A 16,773-nucleotide genomic window follows, 5' to 3' on the forward strand; every position below is an offset into this window, starting at 1 on the left:
GAGAACGCACGAACGGCGACGGACCCGATGGGTTCGTCGCCGTTCGTGTGTGCGGAGCTGCGGCTCGCGGTTGGCTCGCGCAGCACGCGGTTCGCTCGCGCAGCACGCGGTTCGCTCGCGCAGCACGCGGTTCGCTAGCGCAGCACGACCACGCCGCGGCCGCGGAACCGGACGACGCCTGCGTCCACCTCGGTCGCGCCGAAGCCGTAGAGCTCCTCGCCCACGGCGTCGGGCACCGTGACCTCGGCAGCGTCGTCGGCGAAGTTCACCACGACGTGCACCGGCGCCACGTCGGGGCCGAGCAGCCCGCGGGTGAGCACCAGCCAACGACGGTCCTCGCTGAAGCGGACGGCGTTCGCCTCGTAGCGGTGGTCGACGAACGCCTGGTCGGTGCGCCGCAGGGCGATGAGCACCCGGTAGGCACGAAGGATCGCCGCACCGCGCTCCGAGCTGACGTCGGACCAGTCGAGCTTGGAGTTGGTGAACGTCGTCGGGTCCTGCGGGTCCGGCACCGCTGACTCGTCCCACCCGTGCTCGGCGAACTCGGCGATGCGCCCCTCGGCGGTGGCCTTGCCGAGCTCGGGCTCCGGGTGCGAGGTGAAGAACTGCCACGGTGTCGAGGCCGCGAGCTCCTCGCCCATGAACAGCATCGGCGTGAACGGCCCGAGCAGCGTCAGGGCCGCGGCGATCACGAGCCCCTCGTCGTCGAGCGTCGCGGCGAGCCGGTCGCCGGCGGCGCGGTTGCCGATCTGGTCGTGGTTCTGGTTCGCGACGACCAGGGCCGTCGCGGGGGAAGTGCCGCGGTCGATCGGCCGGCCGTGCCGCTTGCCGCGGAACGACGACCAGGTGCCGTCGTGGAAGAAACCGTCCTCGAGCACCTTCGCCAACGCCGACAGCGGAGCGAAGTCGGCGTAGTAGCCGTTCGTCTCACCGGTGAGTGCCACGTGCACGGCGTGGTGGAAGTCGTCCGACCACTGCCCGGCGAGGCCGTACCCGGCGGCTTCGCGCGGCCGGAACATCACCGGGTCGTTGAGGTCGGACTCGGCGATGAGCGACAGCGGACGCCCGATGAACGACGAGTAGGCGTCGGTCTCGTCGGCCATCGAGGCCAGCACGTGCGGGCGGGTGGTGTCGCGGATCGCGTGCACGGCGTCGAGCCGGAGCCCGTCGACGTGGTGGTCGCGGAACCACATGCGCACGTTGTCGAGCACGTACCGCCGGACCTCGGGGTGCTCGACGTTCACCGAGTCACCCCAGGTGTTGCCGAGCCCGGCCAGCAGGTACGGGCCGTACAGCGGCAGGTAGTTGCCGCTCGGACCGAGGTGGTTGTAGACGACGTCCTGGATGACCCCGAGACCCAGCGCGTGCGCCGTGTCGACGAACCGGTCGTAGGCGTCCGGGCCGCCGTACGGGGCGTGCACGGAGAACCAGCCGACCCCGTCGTAGCCCCAGTTCCACTCGCCGTTGACGGCGTTGACGGGGAGCAACTCGACGAACTCGACCCCGAGCTCGACCAGGTGGTCCAGCTTCTGGGCGGCAGCGTCGAGCGTGCCCTCGGGCGTGTAGGTGCCGATGTGCATCTCGTAGATCACGGCGCCGCGGGCCGGGCGTCCGGTCCACGACTCGTCGGTCCACGCGAACCGTGCGGGGTCGACGACCTCGGACGGGCCGTGCACGCCCTCGGGCTGGTACCGGCTGCGCGGGTCCGGTCGGACCGCGTCGTCGTCGTCGATGCGGAACCCGTACCGTGCGCCGACGACCGGCATCACGGCGTCGGTGGACCACCAGTCGTCGTCGCCCTTGGTGAGCGGGTACTCGACGTCGTCGACGACGAGCCGGACCCGGTCCGGCTCGGGCGCCCAGACGGCGTAACGGTCAGGTGCGGTCATGCGTGACCCTCCAGGATGTCGATCTCGGCCTGCGCGTCGGTCTCGGTGGCGTCGGGCATGCGGCCGGCGGCGGGCCGGGAGGCACCGCTCGCGTCGGACACGGCGGTCACCGCGTCGACGTGGCCGGCTGCACCGACCGCGTCGGCGGGCACGAGCAGCGCGACCGGGTAGGTGGTGAGCAGGTCGGCCAGCGCGATCCCGCGGTCGGCGGGGACGCGTCGGCCGGTGAGCAGGTCGATGCGCTCGACGGGGACGGCGTGCACCAGGGTGTCGCCCCAACCGCCGACCCGGCCGAGGCCGATCGGCAGACGCGTCGCGATGGTCACGGCACCGCCGCGGTCGAACGCGATGACGTGGTCGGCCGCGCTGCCGGTGGCCTCGAGCTCCAGGTACCGGGTGAACAGCTCCGGGTGGTCACGACGGATGCGCAGTGCGCGGGTCGTGACCAGGAGCTTCGCGGCACCGTCGATGCCGATGGTCGGCAGGTCCTCGGGGCCGTCGTCGTCCGGGCCGTCGAGCTCGGCGAGCACGTGACGCCGCTCGGCGTAGTCGACCGGACGACGGTTGTCGGGGTCGACGAGCGAGCGGTCCCAGAACTCGGTGCCCTGGTAGACGTCGGGGACGCCCGGGGCGGTGAGCTGGACGAGCTTCTGGGCGAGACCGTTCGACCACCCGGCGGCGTCGATCTGCTCGTCGAGGGCGTCGAGCACGGCGACCACGTCCGGGTCGTCGAACGCGGCATCGACGATCGCGTGCATCTGCTGCTCGAACGCCTCGTCGGGCTCGGTCCAGGTGGTGCTGTCGCCGGCTTCGCGGGAGGCCTTCTCGGCGTAGGCGTGGAGACGCTCACGGCTCGCGGGTCGGGCGCCGACGATCGCCTGCCAGAGCAGGTCGGCGAACACGCGGTCCTGCAACGGCACGAGCGACTGCAGACGCTCGAGGGTGGCGGCCCACTCGTCGCCGAGCTCGGCCAGCACGGCGATGCGGGCGCGGGTGTCCTCGCTGCGCTTCGTGTCGTGCGTGGTGAGCGTCGTCATGGTGTGCGGCCAGCTGCTGAGCCGTTCGCGCTGGGCCTGGTGGAAGTCCGCGACCGAGACCGCGAAGACGCTCGGGTCGCCGCCGACCTCGCTCAGGGACGACAGGCGCGAGGTGCGGTAGAACGCCGTGTCCTCGACGCCCTTCGCCATCACCATGCCGCTGGTCTGCTGCAGTCGGACCGCCGCGGCGTCCGTCGGGTCGACGAGTGCCGGTGCGATCCGGTCGATGACGTCGTCGAGGTCCGGGCGGGCCTCGGCGGCGCGCTCGAGGGCGGTGATGAGGTGGTGGGCGCCCTCGGGCAGGTACGTGCGGTACACGTCGAACGAGGCCACGATCTCGGCGACCGCGTCGACGATCCGCTCGTGCGTGATCGCGTCCGTCACGGCGCTCGGTGCGAGCAGGCGTGCGAGCCGCTCGACCTCGCTGCCGAGGATGCCGTCCGCGATGCCCCGTCGTGTGTCGTGCGTGAGCTGCTGCCAGTCGGTCGGTTCGGCGCCCGACGCCGCGGTCAGCGCCTGCTCGCCCGCGGGGTCCACGAACACACGGTCGAGCACCCCGAGGGCGTCGTACCCGGTGGTGCCGTCGACCGGCCACGAACTCGGCAGCTGCTCGCCCGGCTCGAGGATCTTCTCGACGAGGGTGTAGGCCCCGCCGGTCAGCTCCGCCAGGTCCTGCAGGTAGCCCGCCGGGTCGTACAGCCCGTCCGGGTGGTCGATGCGCAGGCCGTCGACGAGTCCGTCGCGGAACCAGCCGCCGATGACGCCGTGCGAGGCCGCGAAGACCTCGGGCTCCTCGACGCGGATCGCCGCGAGGGTGTTCACCGCGAAGAACCGGCGGTAGTTGAGGTCGTGGTCGGCGCGCTTCCAGTGTACAAACGCGTAGTGCTGGCGGTCGTGCACGGTCTCGACGGTGTCGCCGTCGTGCACCGTTCCGGGGGCGGTCGGGTAGGCGGTCTCGCCGACGCGGAGCACCGGACGCTCGGCGTCGGACGTGTCGAGCGTGACGGCGTCGAGCAGCCGGTCGTCGAGCACGGGGACGCGGAGCTTGCCGTCGCCGGCTTCCCAGTCCACGTCGAAGGCCCAGGCCACGGGGGAGCCCTGCCCGAGTTCGAGCAGGGACCACCACCACGGGTTCGACTCGGGGGTCGCGACGCCGACGTGGTTCGGCACCACGTCGACGATGACCCCGAGGCCGACGGCGTGCGCGGCCTCGGCCAACGCCCGCATCGCCTGGTCGCCACCGCGGTCGGTGTCGACCCGCGTGTGGTCGACCACGTCGTAGCCGTGGTTCGACCCGGACTCGGCCTGCAGCACCGGCGACAGGTAGAGCCAGTCTGCTCCGAGGTCGTGCACGTAGTCGACCAGGTCGCGTGCGGCGTCGAGGTCGAAGTCGGCCGAGACCTGCAGCCGGTAGGTCGACGCGGGGACGCGGTTCGCTGCGCCGGGCGTTCCGGCGGTCATCGGGCGGTTCCGCTCGGTGCGGTGGAGCCGGCCGGGTTCACCGGTGTGACGGCGTCCTGCGGGGCGTCCGGTGCGGGGGCGCCGTCCTGCTCGGCGTCGACCGGGGTGCTGGTGACCTCGTGGTCGGGCTCGGCACGCAGCACGATCATCGACCGTGCGGGGACGTCGAGCGGGGTACCCGCGTCGAGCACCTCGTCGCGGGCGCCGGGGTCGGCGGTGTCGATCCGGACGGTCCAGCCGGGGGAGTACTCCTCGGGTGGGAGCGTGAAGGTCACGACGTCGTCGTGGGCGTTGAAGTACGTGATGAAGCCGACGTCGGTGACGCGCTCACCACGTGCGTCGCGACCTCGGATGCCCTCGCCGTTCAGGTACATGCCGACGCTCTTGCCGAAGCCGGAGTCCCAGTCCTCGGGGTCCATCGCGTCGCCCGAGGGGGTCAGCCACACCACGTCGGGAAGCGGCTCGCCCTCGCCACGTCGGACCGGACGGCCGTTGAAGTACCGGGTCCGGCGGAACGTGGGGTGGTCGTGCCGCAGCTTCACCACGTCGGCGGTGAACTGGATGAGGTCCTCGTCCGCGCTGTCCCAGTCGATCCAGCTGAGCTCGGAGTCCTGCGCGTAGACGTTGTTGTTGCCGGACTGCGACCGGCCGAGCTCGTCGCCGTGCGCGATCATCGGCACACCCTGACTCAGGAGCAGGGTCGCCAGGAAGTTCCGGCGACGCTGCAGCCGCAGTGCGTTCACGGCCTCGTCGTCGGTCGGGCCCTCGGCCCCGGAGTTCCACGACCGGTTGTGGCTCTCGCCGTCGTTGTTGTCCTCGCCGTTGGCCTCGTTGTGCTTCTCGTTGTAGGCCACCAGGTCGTACAGCGTGAAGCCGTCGTGCGCGGTGATGAAGTTGATGCTCGCCTTCGGCGTGCGGCCGTCGTGCTCGTACAGGTCGGCCGAGCCGGAGATCCGCGAGGCGAACTCGCCGAGCGTCGACGACTCGCCGCGCCAGAAGTCACGGACCGTGTCGCGGTACTTGCCGTTCCACTCGGACCACTGGGGCGGGAAGTTGCCGACCTGGTAGCCACCGGGGCCGACGTCCCACGGCTCGGCGATGAGCTTGACCTGCGACACGATCGGGTCCTGCTGCACCAGTTCGAAGAAGGCCGACAGCCGGTCGACCTCGTAGAACTCGCGGGCCAGCGCCGAGGCGAGGTCGAAGCGGAACCCGTCGACGTGCATCTCGGTCACCCAGTAGCGGAGCGAGTCGAGGATGAGCTGCAGCGAGTGCGGGTGCCCGACGTTGAGCGAGTTCCCCGTGCCCGTGTAGTCCATGTAGAACTTCTTGTCGTCGTCGACCAGGCGGTAGTAGGCCGCGTTGTCGATGCCGCGGAACGACAGCGTCGGGCCGAGGTGGTTGCCCTCGGCGGTGTGGTTGTAGACGACGTCGAGGACGACCTCGATGCCGGCGCGGTGCAGCTCGCGCACCATCGTCTTGAACTCCTGGACCTGCTGGCCCTGGTCGCCCGACGACGAGTACGCCGAGTGCGGCGCGAAGAAGCCGATGGTGTTGTAGCCCCAGTAGTTCGACAGCCCCTTGTCCTGCAGGGTCGAGTCGTTCACGAACTGGTGCACCGGCATGAGCTCGAGCGTGGTGACGCCGAGGCGCTGCAGGTGCTCGATGACCGCCGGGTGGGCGACGCCGGCGTAGGTGCCGCGCTGCTCTTCCGGCACGTCCGGGTGGGTCTCGGTGAGCCCCTTGACGTGTGCTTCGTAGATGACGGTCTCGCCGTACGGCGTGCGCGGCGGACGATCCCCCTGCCAGTCGAAGAAGGGGTTGATCACGACGCCCTTCATCATGTGCGACGCGGAGTCCTCGTCGTTGGTCGAGTCCGGGTCGCCGAACGTGTACGAGAAGAGCGACTGGTCCCAGTCGATCTCGCCGCTGGTCGCCTTGGCGTACGGGTCGAGCAGGAGCTTCGACGGGTTGCAGCGCGCGCCGGAGTCCGGGTCGTACGGGCCGTGCACGCGGAAGCCGTACTGCTGCCCGGGGCCGATGTTGGGGAGGTATGCGTGCCAGACGTAGGCGTCCACCTCGAGCAGGCGGACGCATTCTTCGTTGCCGTCGGAATCGAACAGACAGAGTTCGACGCGCTCGGCGACCTCGGAGAACAGCGCGAAGTTCGTGCCGCTCCCGTCGTAGGTCGCCCCGAGCGGGTACGGGTTTCCGGGCCAGGTGTGCAAACGGTCCTCCAGGTGTGGGTGCGGCCAACATATCGGCGGCGCTCGTCCGCGTCCGCAGACAAGCCCCAGCTGTGGATGCGTGATGCGCCCCGCGGCCTGTGGAGGAACGGACGAGTAGCGTCGCGCGCATGGCCAACATCGTCTCGAAGATCGCAGACCAGGTCCGCCCGCTCGGGGTCTCCACGAACTACGGAGAACCCGTCGAGGTCGGCGACCAGACCCTCATCCCCGTGTCCGTCAGCTGGTTCGGCTTCGGAGGCGGCGGGGACGACGAGAACGGTGGCGGCGGTGGCGGCGGCCTGTCGGCCCCCGTCGGCGCCTACGTCCGCCGCCCGGGCAAGGACCTCGTGTTCGAGCCGAACCCGATCTCGCTGATCGTCGTCGGCATCCCCTTCGTGTGGGTGGCCGGGCGTGTCCTCCGCAAGCTGGTGCGCGCGCTCAAGAAGTGACCACCTGACGCAACGGGAGGCCCGTGGCGACGCCGCCACGGGCCTCCCGTTGCGTCACGCGGTCGCGACCGCGTCTAGACTGCTGGCACACACACGGGAGTCCGGGACCGCCGGGCTGAGAGGGAGCGATCGGCGCTCCGACCGTCGAACCTGATCCGGATCATGCCGGCGCAGGGAGGAGTCAGCAGCATGCCTTCAGGCACGTCCACAACCGTCACCACCGCTCCGCGGCGATCGCTGCGTTGGCGGGTCGTCGACATCGTCGTCGCGAGCGTCCTCGCGGTGGCCCTCGGAGTCGTCTTCCGGCTCTGGGAGTTCGGCTACGAGCCCATCAGCGCCGTCATGGACCTCGTGCTCCCCGGCACGAAGGCCCTGTTCGGCGGGGTCTGGCTGCTCGCCGGACCGATCGTCGCGATCGTCGTCCGCAAGCCCGGCGCCGCGCTCTACGGCGAGATGGTCGCCGCCTCGGTCGAGGCGTTGTTCGGCACCCAGTGGGGATGGCTCACGCTCGAGGCCGGACTCGTCCAGGGCCTCGGTGCCGAGATCGTCCTCGCGCTGTTCCTGTACCGCGTCTACCGCCTGCCGGTCGTCGTGCTCGCCGGTGCCGCGGCCGGCCTCGCGCTCGGCATCAACGACACCGTCCTCTGGTACCCGGGGCTCGACGTCGCCTTCAAGGTCGTCTACGTGATCTGTGCCGTGATCTCCGGTGCCGTGATCGCGGGGGCGGGCTCGTGGCTCATCGTCCGGGCTCTCGCCCGCACCGGGGTGCTGTCGTCCTTCGCGGCCGGCCGCGAGCACAGCCGCCGCGAGCCCCGCGCCCTGGTGTGACCGTGCGCGCTCCGTCGGCGACGTCCCCTTCCACCGGCGGCGACGCCGGCGCAGGTGCCGGCGTCCGCGGGGCGCGCATCGTGTTCCGTTGCTGGGGCTGGCGGTACCCGGAGCGAGACGCCTGGGCCGTCCGTGACGTCGACCTGACCGTCGAACCGGGGGAGCGGGTCGCCGTCGTCGGTCCGTCCGGCGCCGGCAAGTCGACGCTCCTGCGAGCGGTGGCCGGCGTGCTGCCCGACGAGCCCGACGCCACCGACGACACCGCTGCGTCGGTCCAGGGGACACTCCTGGTCGACGAGGCCGAACCCCGCGCGGTCCGCGGGCGTGTCGGTCTCGTCATGCAGGACCCCGAGGCACACACCGTGATGTCCCGCGTGGGCGACGACGTGGCCTTCGGCTGCGAAAACGCCGGCGTCCCCCGCGACGAGACCTGGGACCGGGTGCGGACGGCGCTCGACGTCGTCGGCCTCGACCTGCCGCTCGACCGTTCCACCGCCCAGCTGTCCGGTGGGCAGCGGCAGCGGTTGGCGCTCGCGGGCGTGCTCGCGATGCGGCCGGGTGCGCTCGTGCTCGACGAACCCTGCGCGAACCTCGACCCGGACGGCGTGGCGCAGGTGCACGACGCCGTCCGGGCACTGCTCGACGAGACCGGGGCGACGCTGCTCGTGGTGGAGCACCGGATCGGCACCTGGCTGGACCTGGTCGATCGGCTCGTGCTGCTCGAACCAGGCGGCGGCGTGGTCGCGGACGGTCCGCCGGCCCGGGTGCTGGCGGACCACGGCGCGGCGCTCACGGCGGCCGGGGTCTGGGTGCCCGGCGCCGAGCCGGCGCGTGGTTCGGCCCGTCAGCTGCGGCGTGCGCTCGGACGAGCGGGCGAAATGCCCGGGGCGTCCGGCGGCGCGACCGCGGCATTCCGCCCGCTCGGCGAGGGGGCGCTCGGCGAGGGGGCGCGTGACGACGCTGCGGCGGTGCTGCTCGAAGCCCGGGGGCTCGGCACGGCACGGGGGAAGCAATCGGTCGGGAACGGCATCGACCTCGGGCTCCGGGCAGGGCAGGTCCTCGCGGTCACCGGCCCGAACGGCGTCGGCAAGTCGACGCTCGGGCTCACCCTCGCGGGCCTGCTGGCACCGGCCGCCGGCGAGCTCGACGCCACCGACACCCTCGCCGACGGTCTCGGCGCAGCGCCGCACACCTGGACGAGCCGCCAACTCGCCGCCCGGATCGGCACGGTGTTCCAGGACCCCGAGCACCAGTTCGTCGCCCGCTCCGTCCGCGAGGAGATCGAGGCCGGCCCCCGAGCACTCGATGCGCCTGACGCCGCCGAACGAGCCACCGCGCTGCTCGACGAGTTCGGGCTGGCACACCTGGCCGACGCCAACCCCTTCACCCTGTCCGGGGGCGAACAACGACGACTCGCGATCGCCTCGGTCATCGCAGCCCGGCCGCCGGTCGTCGTGCTCGACGAACCGACCTCCGGCCAGGACCGAGCCACGTGGCAGGCCGTCGTCGGGCGGCTCGGGGCCCTGGCTGACGATGGCACCTCGGTGGTGGCGGTCACCCACGACCGCGATCTCGTCCGGGCACTCGACGCCGACGAGGTCGTGCTCGGGCCGGACGGCGCCCGGACCGCCGGGCGCGACCAGGGGCCGTCAGTCGCGACCGTCCCGGAGACGGGACCGACAGCCGGGAGCCGCCCCGGGCCTCCAGACCGGACCGACACGGACGACCGGACGGACGCGGCGGATGCGGCGGATGCGGCGGATGCGGCGGACGGAACCGACCGGACGGACCCGGCGCGACGACCGCTGCCGACCCGCGCGACCGGCATCCCCGGCGTCCAGCCGGTCGCCTCCCTGATCGGTGTGCTCGCCCTCGGCGTCTGCCTGGTGCTCAGTCTCGACGTCGTCTCCGCCGCCGTCGCCCTGGCGCTCGAACTCGTGCTGCTGCCGCTCCTGCGCCTGCCGGTCCGGACCCTGCTGCTCCGACTCGCACCGGTGCTCGTCGCGGTGCCGCTGACGGCGGTGAGCATCGCGCTGTACGGCAGGCCCTCGGGGCGGGAGTGGTTCGACCTCGGGTTCGCGCACGTCACCGACGGGTCGCTGGCACTCGCGTTGGCGACGGCACTCCGGGTCCTCGCGGTGGGCGTGCCGGCCATCGCGCTCTTCGTACGGGTCGACCCGACCGACCTGGCCGACGGGCTCGCACAGGTGCTCCGGCTGCCCGCGCGGTTCGTGCTCGGAGCGCTCGCCGCCGTCCGGATGATGACCTTGCTCGTCGACGACTGGCGACAGCTCGCGATGGCCCGGCGTGCCCGAGGACTCGCGGACTCCGGGCGGCTCCGCCGCGGAGCGACCATGGCGTTCGCGCTGCTCGTGCTCGCGTTGCGCCGGGCGACGACGTTGGCGGTGGCGATGGAGTCACGGGGGTTCGGTGCTCCCGGACGGCGGACCTGGGCGCGGGTCGCACGGTTCGCCGGGCCGGAGTGGGCGACGGTGGCGGTGCTGGTCGGCATCGGCGTGGTGTCGATCGCCGTCGCGGTGAGCGTGGGGACGTGGCGTGCCTGACGCGACGCCTGCAGCCGGCACGACGGACGGCGAGCGCGCGACGGGTACGACCGCCGGTGACCTCGCCCCCGGCCTGGCCGCTGCTGCTGCCGGTGTCGCCGCTGCCACGGGCCGGCGCGCCGTCGTGCTCATCGACGGCCGGTCCGGCACGGGCAAGACCACCCTCGGAGCACAGGTCGCGGAGCAGCTCGGTGCGCAGCTCGTGCACCTGGACGACCTGTACCCGGGGTGGGACGGCCTGCGCGCGGCTGCCGATGCCGTGGTGACGGACGTCCTCGGAGCGCCGAGCGGGTACCGACGCTGGGACTGGGCGGCCGACGCGCCCGCGGACTGGGCGTCGGTGGACCCCGACCTGCCGATCGTGGTCGAGGGCTGCGGGGCGTTGTCCCGGGCGTCGGCGCCGCTGGCGTCCCTGCGGGTGTGGCTCGAGGCCGACGACGCCGTGCGGTGGGACCGGGCGATCGGCCGCGACGGCGAGGTCTTCGCACGCGAGTGGGACCGCTGGGCCGCGCAGGAACAGGCCTTCATCGCCGCCGAGGACCCGGCTGCCCTGGCCGACGTGGTCCTGCGGACGTAGGGCGCGGGCCCGAGCCGCCCCGCGGCGGCCGGCGGCGAGCATCGAGGTTTCGCGCTCAGCGACTCCTCACGGCCTTCGGAAGGCGAGAACTGTCGCCCAGCGCGAAACGTCAGCCCGCAGCGCCACCCGCGCCCGCCGCGCCCGCGCCGCCGCCCGCGCCCGCGCCCGCCCGCGCCTCCCGCCGCGCCACCGCCCGCGGATCCACCGCGAACACCGCCGCCACGATCGTCAGCACCGCGTACACCCCGAGGTACCCGCACAGGATCCACGGCGACCCGCCCCCGAGCTGCACGAACACCGCGGCCAGCAGTGGCGTCAGCCCCACCGAGAAGATCGACCCGATCTGGTACCCGAGCGACATCCCCGAGTACCGCCGCCCGGTCGGGAACTGCTCCGCGAACCACGCCGCCTGCGGCCCGTAGATGCTGTCGTGGAACACGCACATCCCGATCAGCGCCACGAGCGGCAGCAGCACGAGCGGCCCGGCGTCGAGGAACGCGAAGAACGGCCAGATGAGCACCGCGATGCCCACCGCCGACCAGATCGTCAGCACCCGCCGCCCGACCCGGTCCGACAGCCATCCCCAGAACGGTGTCGACACGAGCGACACGGCCGAGATCACGAGCACGGCCTGCAACCCCGCGTCCGAGCCCGATGGCCCGCGCACGTTGCCGAGGTAGGTCAGCGAGTACGTCGTCAGGATCGAGTACAGCGCCGGCTGCACGAGGCGCAGGCCCGCCGTCACCAGGATCGACCGCGGGTGCTGCCGGATCGCCTGCCACACCGGGAACCGTTCGACCCCGCCCGAGGCGCGCAGCTCCTGGAACACCGGGGCGTCCTGCACGCCGAGCCGGATGACGAGCCCGACCGCCACGATCACCGCCGAGAACAGGAACGGCAGCCGCCAGCCCCAGGCCAGGAACGCCTCGGTGCCGAGCAGCGACCGCACGAGCGTGAAGACCCCGGTCGCGAGGAGCATCCCACCGGCCGACCCCATCTGCGTGAACGCCCCGAACAGCCCCCGGTGCCGCTCCGGCGCGTGCTCGACGGACAGCAGCGCCGAGCCGCCCCATTCCGCGCCGGCCGCGACGCCCTGCAGCAGCCGCAGGAACACGAGCGCCACGACGGCACCGACCCCGATGGTCGCGGCGGACGGGATGACCCCGATCAACGTGGACGCGATGCCCATCAGCACCAGCGACGCGACGAGCAGCTTCTTCCGCCCGATCCGGTCACCCAGGTGGCCGGCGATCACACCGCCGAGCGGCCGCGCCACGAACCCGACGCCGTAGGTCGCGAACGACGCGATGACCCCGACGGCCGGCGTCACGGACGGGAAGAACGTCGGTGCGAACACCAGCGCCGAGGCCGTCGCGTAGAGGTAGAAGTCGTAGTACTCGACGGTCGTCCCGACGAACGACGCGAGGGCGACCCGACGACGGGTCGCGGTGGTCGACGGTGCGGCGGGACGGCCTGGAGGCGCGGTGACGGTGGTCTGGCTCGGCATGCCTCAGGAGCATGGTCGCGTCCAGGGCCGCGGGGAACACCGCGCGTAACGGGAGGTCACGTCGCTGTCGTCGGGCGGTGCCCGCCGACCACGATGGGACGCATGAGCGATGCACCGAACCGCCCGCTGCGCTTCGCGGCCTTCGTCATGAACACGACCTCGCACATCCAGCACGGCCTGTGGCGGCACCCCGACGCCCGGCAGGCGGACTTCGACGACGTGACGCTGTGGACCGACCTGGCGAGGACCCTCGAGCGCGGCAAGTTCGACGCGATGTTCTTCGCCGACGTCGTCGGGACCTACGGCCCCGGTCGCGGCGACTACTCGACCAACCTGCGCGAGGGGCTGCAGATCCCCTCGAACGACCCCTCCGTGCTGCTCTCCGCGCTCGCCGTGTCGACCGAGCACCTCGGGCTCGCGTTCACCTCGAGCGTCATCCAGGCGCACCCGTTCGACTTCGCCCGCAAGGTCTCCACGCTCGACCACATCACCCGGGGCCGCATCGGCTGGAACGTCGTCACGAGCGCCCTCGACAGCGCCGCCCGGAACTTCGGGGCCGACCGGCTCGAGGAGCACGACGAGCGCTACGTGTGGGCCGAGGAGTACCTCGAGGTCTGCGCGAAGCTCTGGGAGGGCTCGTGGGAGGACGGCGCCGTGCTGAAGGACCCCGTCCGCGGTTACGCCGACCCCGACAGGGTGCACCGCATCGACCACCACGGCAAGCGCTACGACGTGCAGGGGCCGCACCTGTCGGCACCGTCGCCACAGCGGACCCCGGTGCTGTTCCAGGCCGGGTCGTCGCCCGCCGGTCGGGCCTTCGCCGCGCGGAACGCCGAGGCCCAGTTCATCCTGACCTCGAACCGGGACGCCACCGAACAGCTCATCCGCGAGACCCGCGACCTGGCCGAGGCCGCCGGCCGCCAGCGGGACGACATCGCGTTCTTCCTCGGCCTGACCTTCGTCACCGGATCCACCGAGGCCGAGGCGAAGGCCAAGGAAGCGGAGATCGACGAGTACCTGGCCGCCGACGGGTTCCTGGTGCACTCGAACCTCGGCTTCGACCCCGACACCGGCGAGCCCCTCGACCCGGACACCCCGCTGTCCGAGGTCTGCACCCACGCCGGGCAGTCGCACCTGCAGTGGCTCCGCGAGGCCGCCGGGGACCGCGAACCGACCATCGCCGACCTGGCTCGCCTGTCCGCCAAGCTCCGCGCCCGGGTCGTCGGGACGCCGGAGCAGATCGCCGACGAGCTCGCCGACTGGCAGCGGGTGGGCGTCGACGGCGTCAACGTCATCAACTGGACGGTGCCCGGCTCGTACGAGGAGTTCGTCGACCACATCGCGCCGACCCTGCAGGAGCGGGGGCTGATGCAGTCCGAGTACCGCGAGGGGACCCTGCGCGAGAAGCTCTTCGGCCACGCACAGCTGCCGGACTCGCACCCCGCCAGGCGGTGGCGCGGAGCGTTCACGGGCGGTGCCGGCGCGACCGCGACCCACCCGGACGACGCGACCCGTGCGGTGGAGGTGCCCGCATGACGGCCGCGACGACGACCGACGGAGCCGTGACGGGCCTCCCGGCCGACCGTCTGGCGACCCTGCGCGAACGCTTCGCGCCCGTGTTCGCGACCATCCGCGACGGCGCGGTCGAGCGTGAGCTCGCGTCCGGCACCCCCGGTGACCGACCGCTGCCGCACGCCGAGGTCCGGGCGCTCGCCGACGCGGGGTTCGGGCGGCTGCGCGTGCCGGAGGACCGCGGCGGCTTCGGCGTGACGCTGGTCGAACTCGCGCACCTGGTGGCGGACCTGGCGGCAGCGGACTCGAACATCGCGCACCTGTGGCGGGGACACTTCGGGTACACCGAACTCGTGCTGCTGCGGCCATCGTCGGCCTCCCGTGATGAGTGGCTCGAACGGATCGTCGGCGGCGCGATCATCGGGAACGCGACCTCGGAGCGGACCGGGACGACCCTGGCCGACATCTCGACGACGGTGACGCCGTCTGGCGGTTCTCTCCGCCTCGACGGGCGGAAGTTCTACTCGACCGGCACGCTCTACGCGGACTGGATCTACCTGGCGGCGGACCGTGACGGGGAGCGCGTGACGTTCGCCGTCGACGCCTCCGCGCCGGGCGTCAGGAGCATCGACGACTGGGACGGGTTCGGGCAGCGGTTGACGGCGTCCGGCACCACCGTGTTCGACGGGGTGTCGGTCGACCCCTCGGTGGTGTCGGCGTACCGGGACGCCCCGCTCTCGCACATCCAGGCCTTCTACCAGCTGTACCTGCTGGCGGTCCTCGCCGGGATCGGGCAGGCCGTGTCCGACGACGCCGTGGCCTTCGTGCGACCCCGGACCCGCACGTACATCCACGCCAACGCGGCCGTGCCGGGGGAGGACCCGCAGGTGCTCGCGGTGCTCGGGCGACTGTCGGCCGGGGCGTTCACCGCCCGGTCACTCGTCGTCGCCGCCGCGGGGTTGCTCGACGGGGTCGTCGCGACGAACGAGCCCGGGGTCGGCGTCGACCGCGTGGTGCTCGACGCGGCCGAGAACGCCGTGTACCAGGCGCAGGTCGAGATCGGGCCGCGGGTGCTGCGGTCGGCGTCCGAGTTGTTCGAGGTCGGCGGGGCGTCCGCTGCCGACCGGACGCGTGCGCTGGACCGGCACTGGCGGAACGCCCGGGTGGTGGCGTCACACAACCCGGCGGTCTACAAGGAGCGGATGGTGGGGGAGTACGCGCTGCACGGGCGGGGGCCGGTGGGGGCGTGGGAGAAGTACCACGAGGTGGGGCCGACGCGGTTCTGAGGGGCTGCTGGCGGGCGCGGGGCTGGCCGCTACGCCCAGCCGAGCTCGTGCAGCCGCTCGTCGTCGATCCCGTAGAAGTGACCGATCTCGTGCACGAGGGTGGTGTGCACCTCGTCCTTGAGCTCCTCGACGGTGTCGCACTCGGCCAGGTGCTGCTTCCGGAACACGACGATGCGGTCGGGCAGCTCGCCGAAGCCGTACTGCCCGCGCTCGGTGGCCGCGATGCCGTCGTACACGCCGAACAGCTCTTCACCATTCTCGGGTTCGTCCTCGACGACGAAGACCACGTTGTCGAGCCCGTCGACCATCTCGTCGGGCAGCAGGTCGAGTTCGTCGCTCACGAGTTGCTCGAACGCGTCGGCGGACATCTCCATCACGCAGGGATCGTCCCACACCGCGCTGACCACTCGCGGCTGAGGCCTCGCGGCTGAGCACTTGCGGCTGACCAACCGCGGCTGACCCCTCGCGGCGAAGCCGCACGGCGCCGGAGGTGCCCAGACAAACACTGAGGGAGAGCCCCGGTTGCGTCACACGCAACAGGACTCTCCCTCGACTGGGGTGAATAACGGGTCTCGAACCCGCGACCTCCTAGACCACAACCAGGCGCTCTACCAACTGAGCTATATCCACCATGTTCGAACCGGCGGACCGGCGCGACCACTCAATAGTAGTACATGCGGGACGGGGTGCGGACCACCCGTGTCGCTACTCGGCCTCGGGCTGTGCCAGCCGTGACTCCCACTTCGCCACGACGTCGGCCTGCACGGCCCGCACGTCGTCGGTGCTCGGGCCGGGCTCGGCGACGAAGCCGGCGCGGCGGTAGTACTCGAGCTCGCGGATCGACTCGAGGATGTCCGCGAGGGCCCGGTGCCCACCGTGCTTCTCCGGTGCGTTGAAGTACACGCGGGGGAACCAGCGGCGGCAGAGCTCCTTGATGCTGGACACGTCCACGCTGCGGTAGTGCAGGTGCCCGTCGACCCGCGGCATGTACTTCGACAGGAACGCGCGGTCGGTACCGATCGTGTTGCCGGCCAGGGGGGCGGAGCCCTCGGCGGGGACGTGCTGGAGGATGTACTCGAGCACCTGGTACTCGGCGTCCGCCAGGCTCACGCCGTTCGGGATCTCCGCGAGGAGCCCCGAGGTGACGTGCATGTTCGTCACGAACTCGTTCATGTTGTCGAGCGCCGACTGGTCCGGCTTGATGACGATGTCGAAGCCGGGGTGCACGGGCTCGAGGTCGAAGTCGGTGATGACCACGGCCACCTCGACGAGTTCGTCGACCTCGAGGTCGAGGCCGGTCATCTCGCAGTCGATCCAGACGAGGCGGTCATTCGCGGTTGCCATGTCCTCGATCCTATTCCCGCCCCGCGTGCCTCCCGTACGTGCCGCTGCGCCCGCCCTGCCCGTGCCTGCCCGTGCTCGGTCACCCGTGCTC

Annotated in this window: 12 protein-coding genes, 1 tRNA gene and 1 riboswitch; of the genes, 6 read left to right on the plus strand and 7 right to left on the minus strand. The window is 72.0% G+C overall.

Going from position 1 to position 16,773, the window contains the following annotated elements; genetic code table 11:
- Positions 1-134: 134 nt before the first annotated feature.
- The 3 genes from treZ to glgX are packed head-to-tail and all read right to left on the minus strand — an operon-like array spanning position 135 to position 6,615.
- Complete coding sequence (treZ, locus tag ACZZ9K_RS15540; protein ID WP_463444528.1) at positions 135-1,889, minus strand: malto-oligosyltrehalose trehalohydrolase; 1,755 nt, start codon at positions 1,887-1,889, stop codon at positions 135-137.
- The gene (gene treY, locus ACZZ9K_RS15545) at positions 1,886-4,387 is read right to left on the minus strand and encodes a malto-oligosyltrehalose synthase (protein WP_463444529.1); all 2,502 of its coding nucleotides are present in this window, start codon (positions 4,385-4,387) and stop codon (positions 1,886-1,888) included. Before treY ends, treZ begins: the two co-directional genes overlap by 4 nt.
- Positions 4,384-6,615 carry a glycogen debranching protein GlgX gene (gene glgX, locus ACZZ9K_RS15550; RefSeq protein ID WP_176708371.1) on the minus strand — a complete coding sequence of 744 codons (2,232 nt, stop codon included), beginning with the start codon at positions 6,613-6,615 and terminating at the stop codon, positions 4,384-4,386. Before glgX ends, treY begins: the two co-directional genes overlap by 4 nt.
- Positions 6,616-6,743: 128 nt before the next feature.
- On the opposite strand from glgX, the gene ACZZ9K_RS15555 reads away from it, so the two are divergent.
- From ACZZ9K_RS15555 to ACZZ9K_RS15570, 4 genes are all read left to right on the plus strand, one after another.
- Positions 6,744-7,064, plus strand: a complete 321-nt coding sequence (locus tag ACZZ9K_RS15555; protein ID WP_027464636.1) for a hypothetical protein — start codon at positions 6,744-6,746, stop codon at positions 7,062-7,064.
- Between the two features lie 83 nt (positions 7,065-7,147).
- Positions 7,148-7,259, plus strand: a riboswitch (TPP riboswitch).
- Positions 7,254-7,892, plus strand: coding sequence for an ECF transporter S component (locus ACZZ9K_RS15560; RefSeq protein ID WP_027464637.1), 639 nt, complete (start codon positions 7,254-7,256; stop codon positions 7,890-7,892). Its footprint overlaps the riboswitch before it by 6 nt.
- 2 nt (positions 7,893-7,894) lie before the next feature.
- Positions 7,895-10,456 (plus strand): ATP-binding cassette domain-containing protein, encoded by a 2,562-nt coding sequence (locus ACZZ9K_RS15565; RefSeq protein ID WP_463444530.1) that lies wholly within the window; start codon positions 7,895-7,897, stop codon positions 10,454-10,456.
- Entirely contained in the window at positions 10,449-11,033 is a 585-nt protein-coding gene (locus tag ACZZ9K_RS15570) for a nucleoside/nucleotide kinase family protein (RefSeq protein ID WP_266062865.1), read from the plus strand. Before ACZZ9K_RS15565 ends, ACZZ9K_RS15570 begins: the two co-directional genes overlap by 8 nt.
- Positions 11,034-11,142: 109 nt before the next feature.
- Here ACZZ9K_RS15570 and ACZZ9K_RS15575 read toward each other — a convergent pair whose 3' ends face one another.
- A complete protein-coding gene (locus ACZZ9K_RS15575) occupies positions 11,143-12,540 on the minus strand; it encodes an MFS transporter (RefSeq protein WP_463444531.1) in 1,398 nt (465 codons plus the stop codon).
- Positions 12,541-12,642: 102 nt separating this feature from the next.
- Here ACZZ9K_RS15575 and ACZZ9K_RS15580 point away from each other — a divergent pair, with 102 nt between their 5' ends.
- Together ACZZ9K_RS15580 and ACZZ9K_RS15585 are read left to right on the plus strand one after the other, a co-directional pair.
- Entirely contained in the window at positions 12,643-14,076 is a 1,434-nt protein-coding gene (locus ACZZ9K_RS15580; RefSeq protein WP_463444532.1) for an LLM class flavin-dependent oxidoreductase, read from the plus strand.
- A complete protein-coding gene (locus ACZZ9K_RS15585; protein WP_463444533.1) occupies positions 14,073-15,338 on the plus strand; it encodes an acyl-CoA dehydrogenase family protein in 1,266 nt (421 codons plus the stop codon). Before ACZZ9K_RS15580 ends, ACZZ9K_RS15585 begins: the two co-directional genes overlap by 4 nt.
- 29 nt (positions 15,339-15,367) lie before the next feature.
- Here the strand turns inward: ACZZ9K_RS15585 and ACZZ9K_RS15590 are convergent, their stop codons facing one another.
- From ACZZ9K_RS15590 to orn, 3 genes are all read right to left on the minus strand, one after another.
- Positions 15,368-15,712: a metallopeptidase family protein gene (locus ACZZ9K_RS15590; RefSeq protein ID WP_463444763.1), complete on the minus strand. Its 345-nt coding sequence runs from the start codon at positions 15,710-15,712 to the stop codon at positions 15,368-15,370.
- 180 nt (positions 15,713-15,892) lie between these two features.
- Positions 15,893-15,968 (minus strand) — tRNA-His (locus tag ACZZ9K_RS15595).
- A 75-nt stretch (positions 15,969-16,043) separates the two neighbouring features.
- Entirely contained in the window at positions 16,044-16,682 is a 639-nt protein-coding gene (gene orn, locus ACZZ9K_RS15600) for an oligoribonuclease (protein WP_463444534.1), read from the minus strand.
- Positions 16,683-16,773: the final 91 nt, after the last annotated feature.

The organism is Curtobacterium sp. AC268 (genome assembly GCF_979258745.1).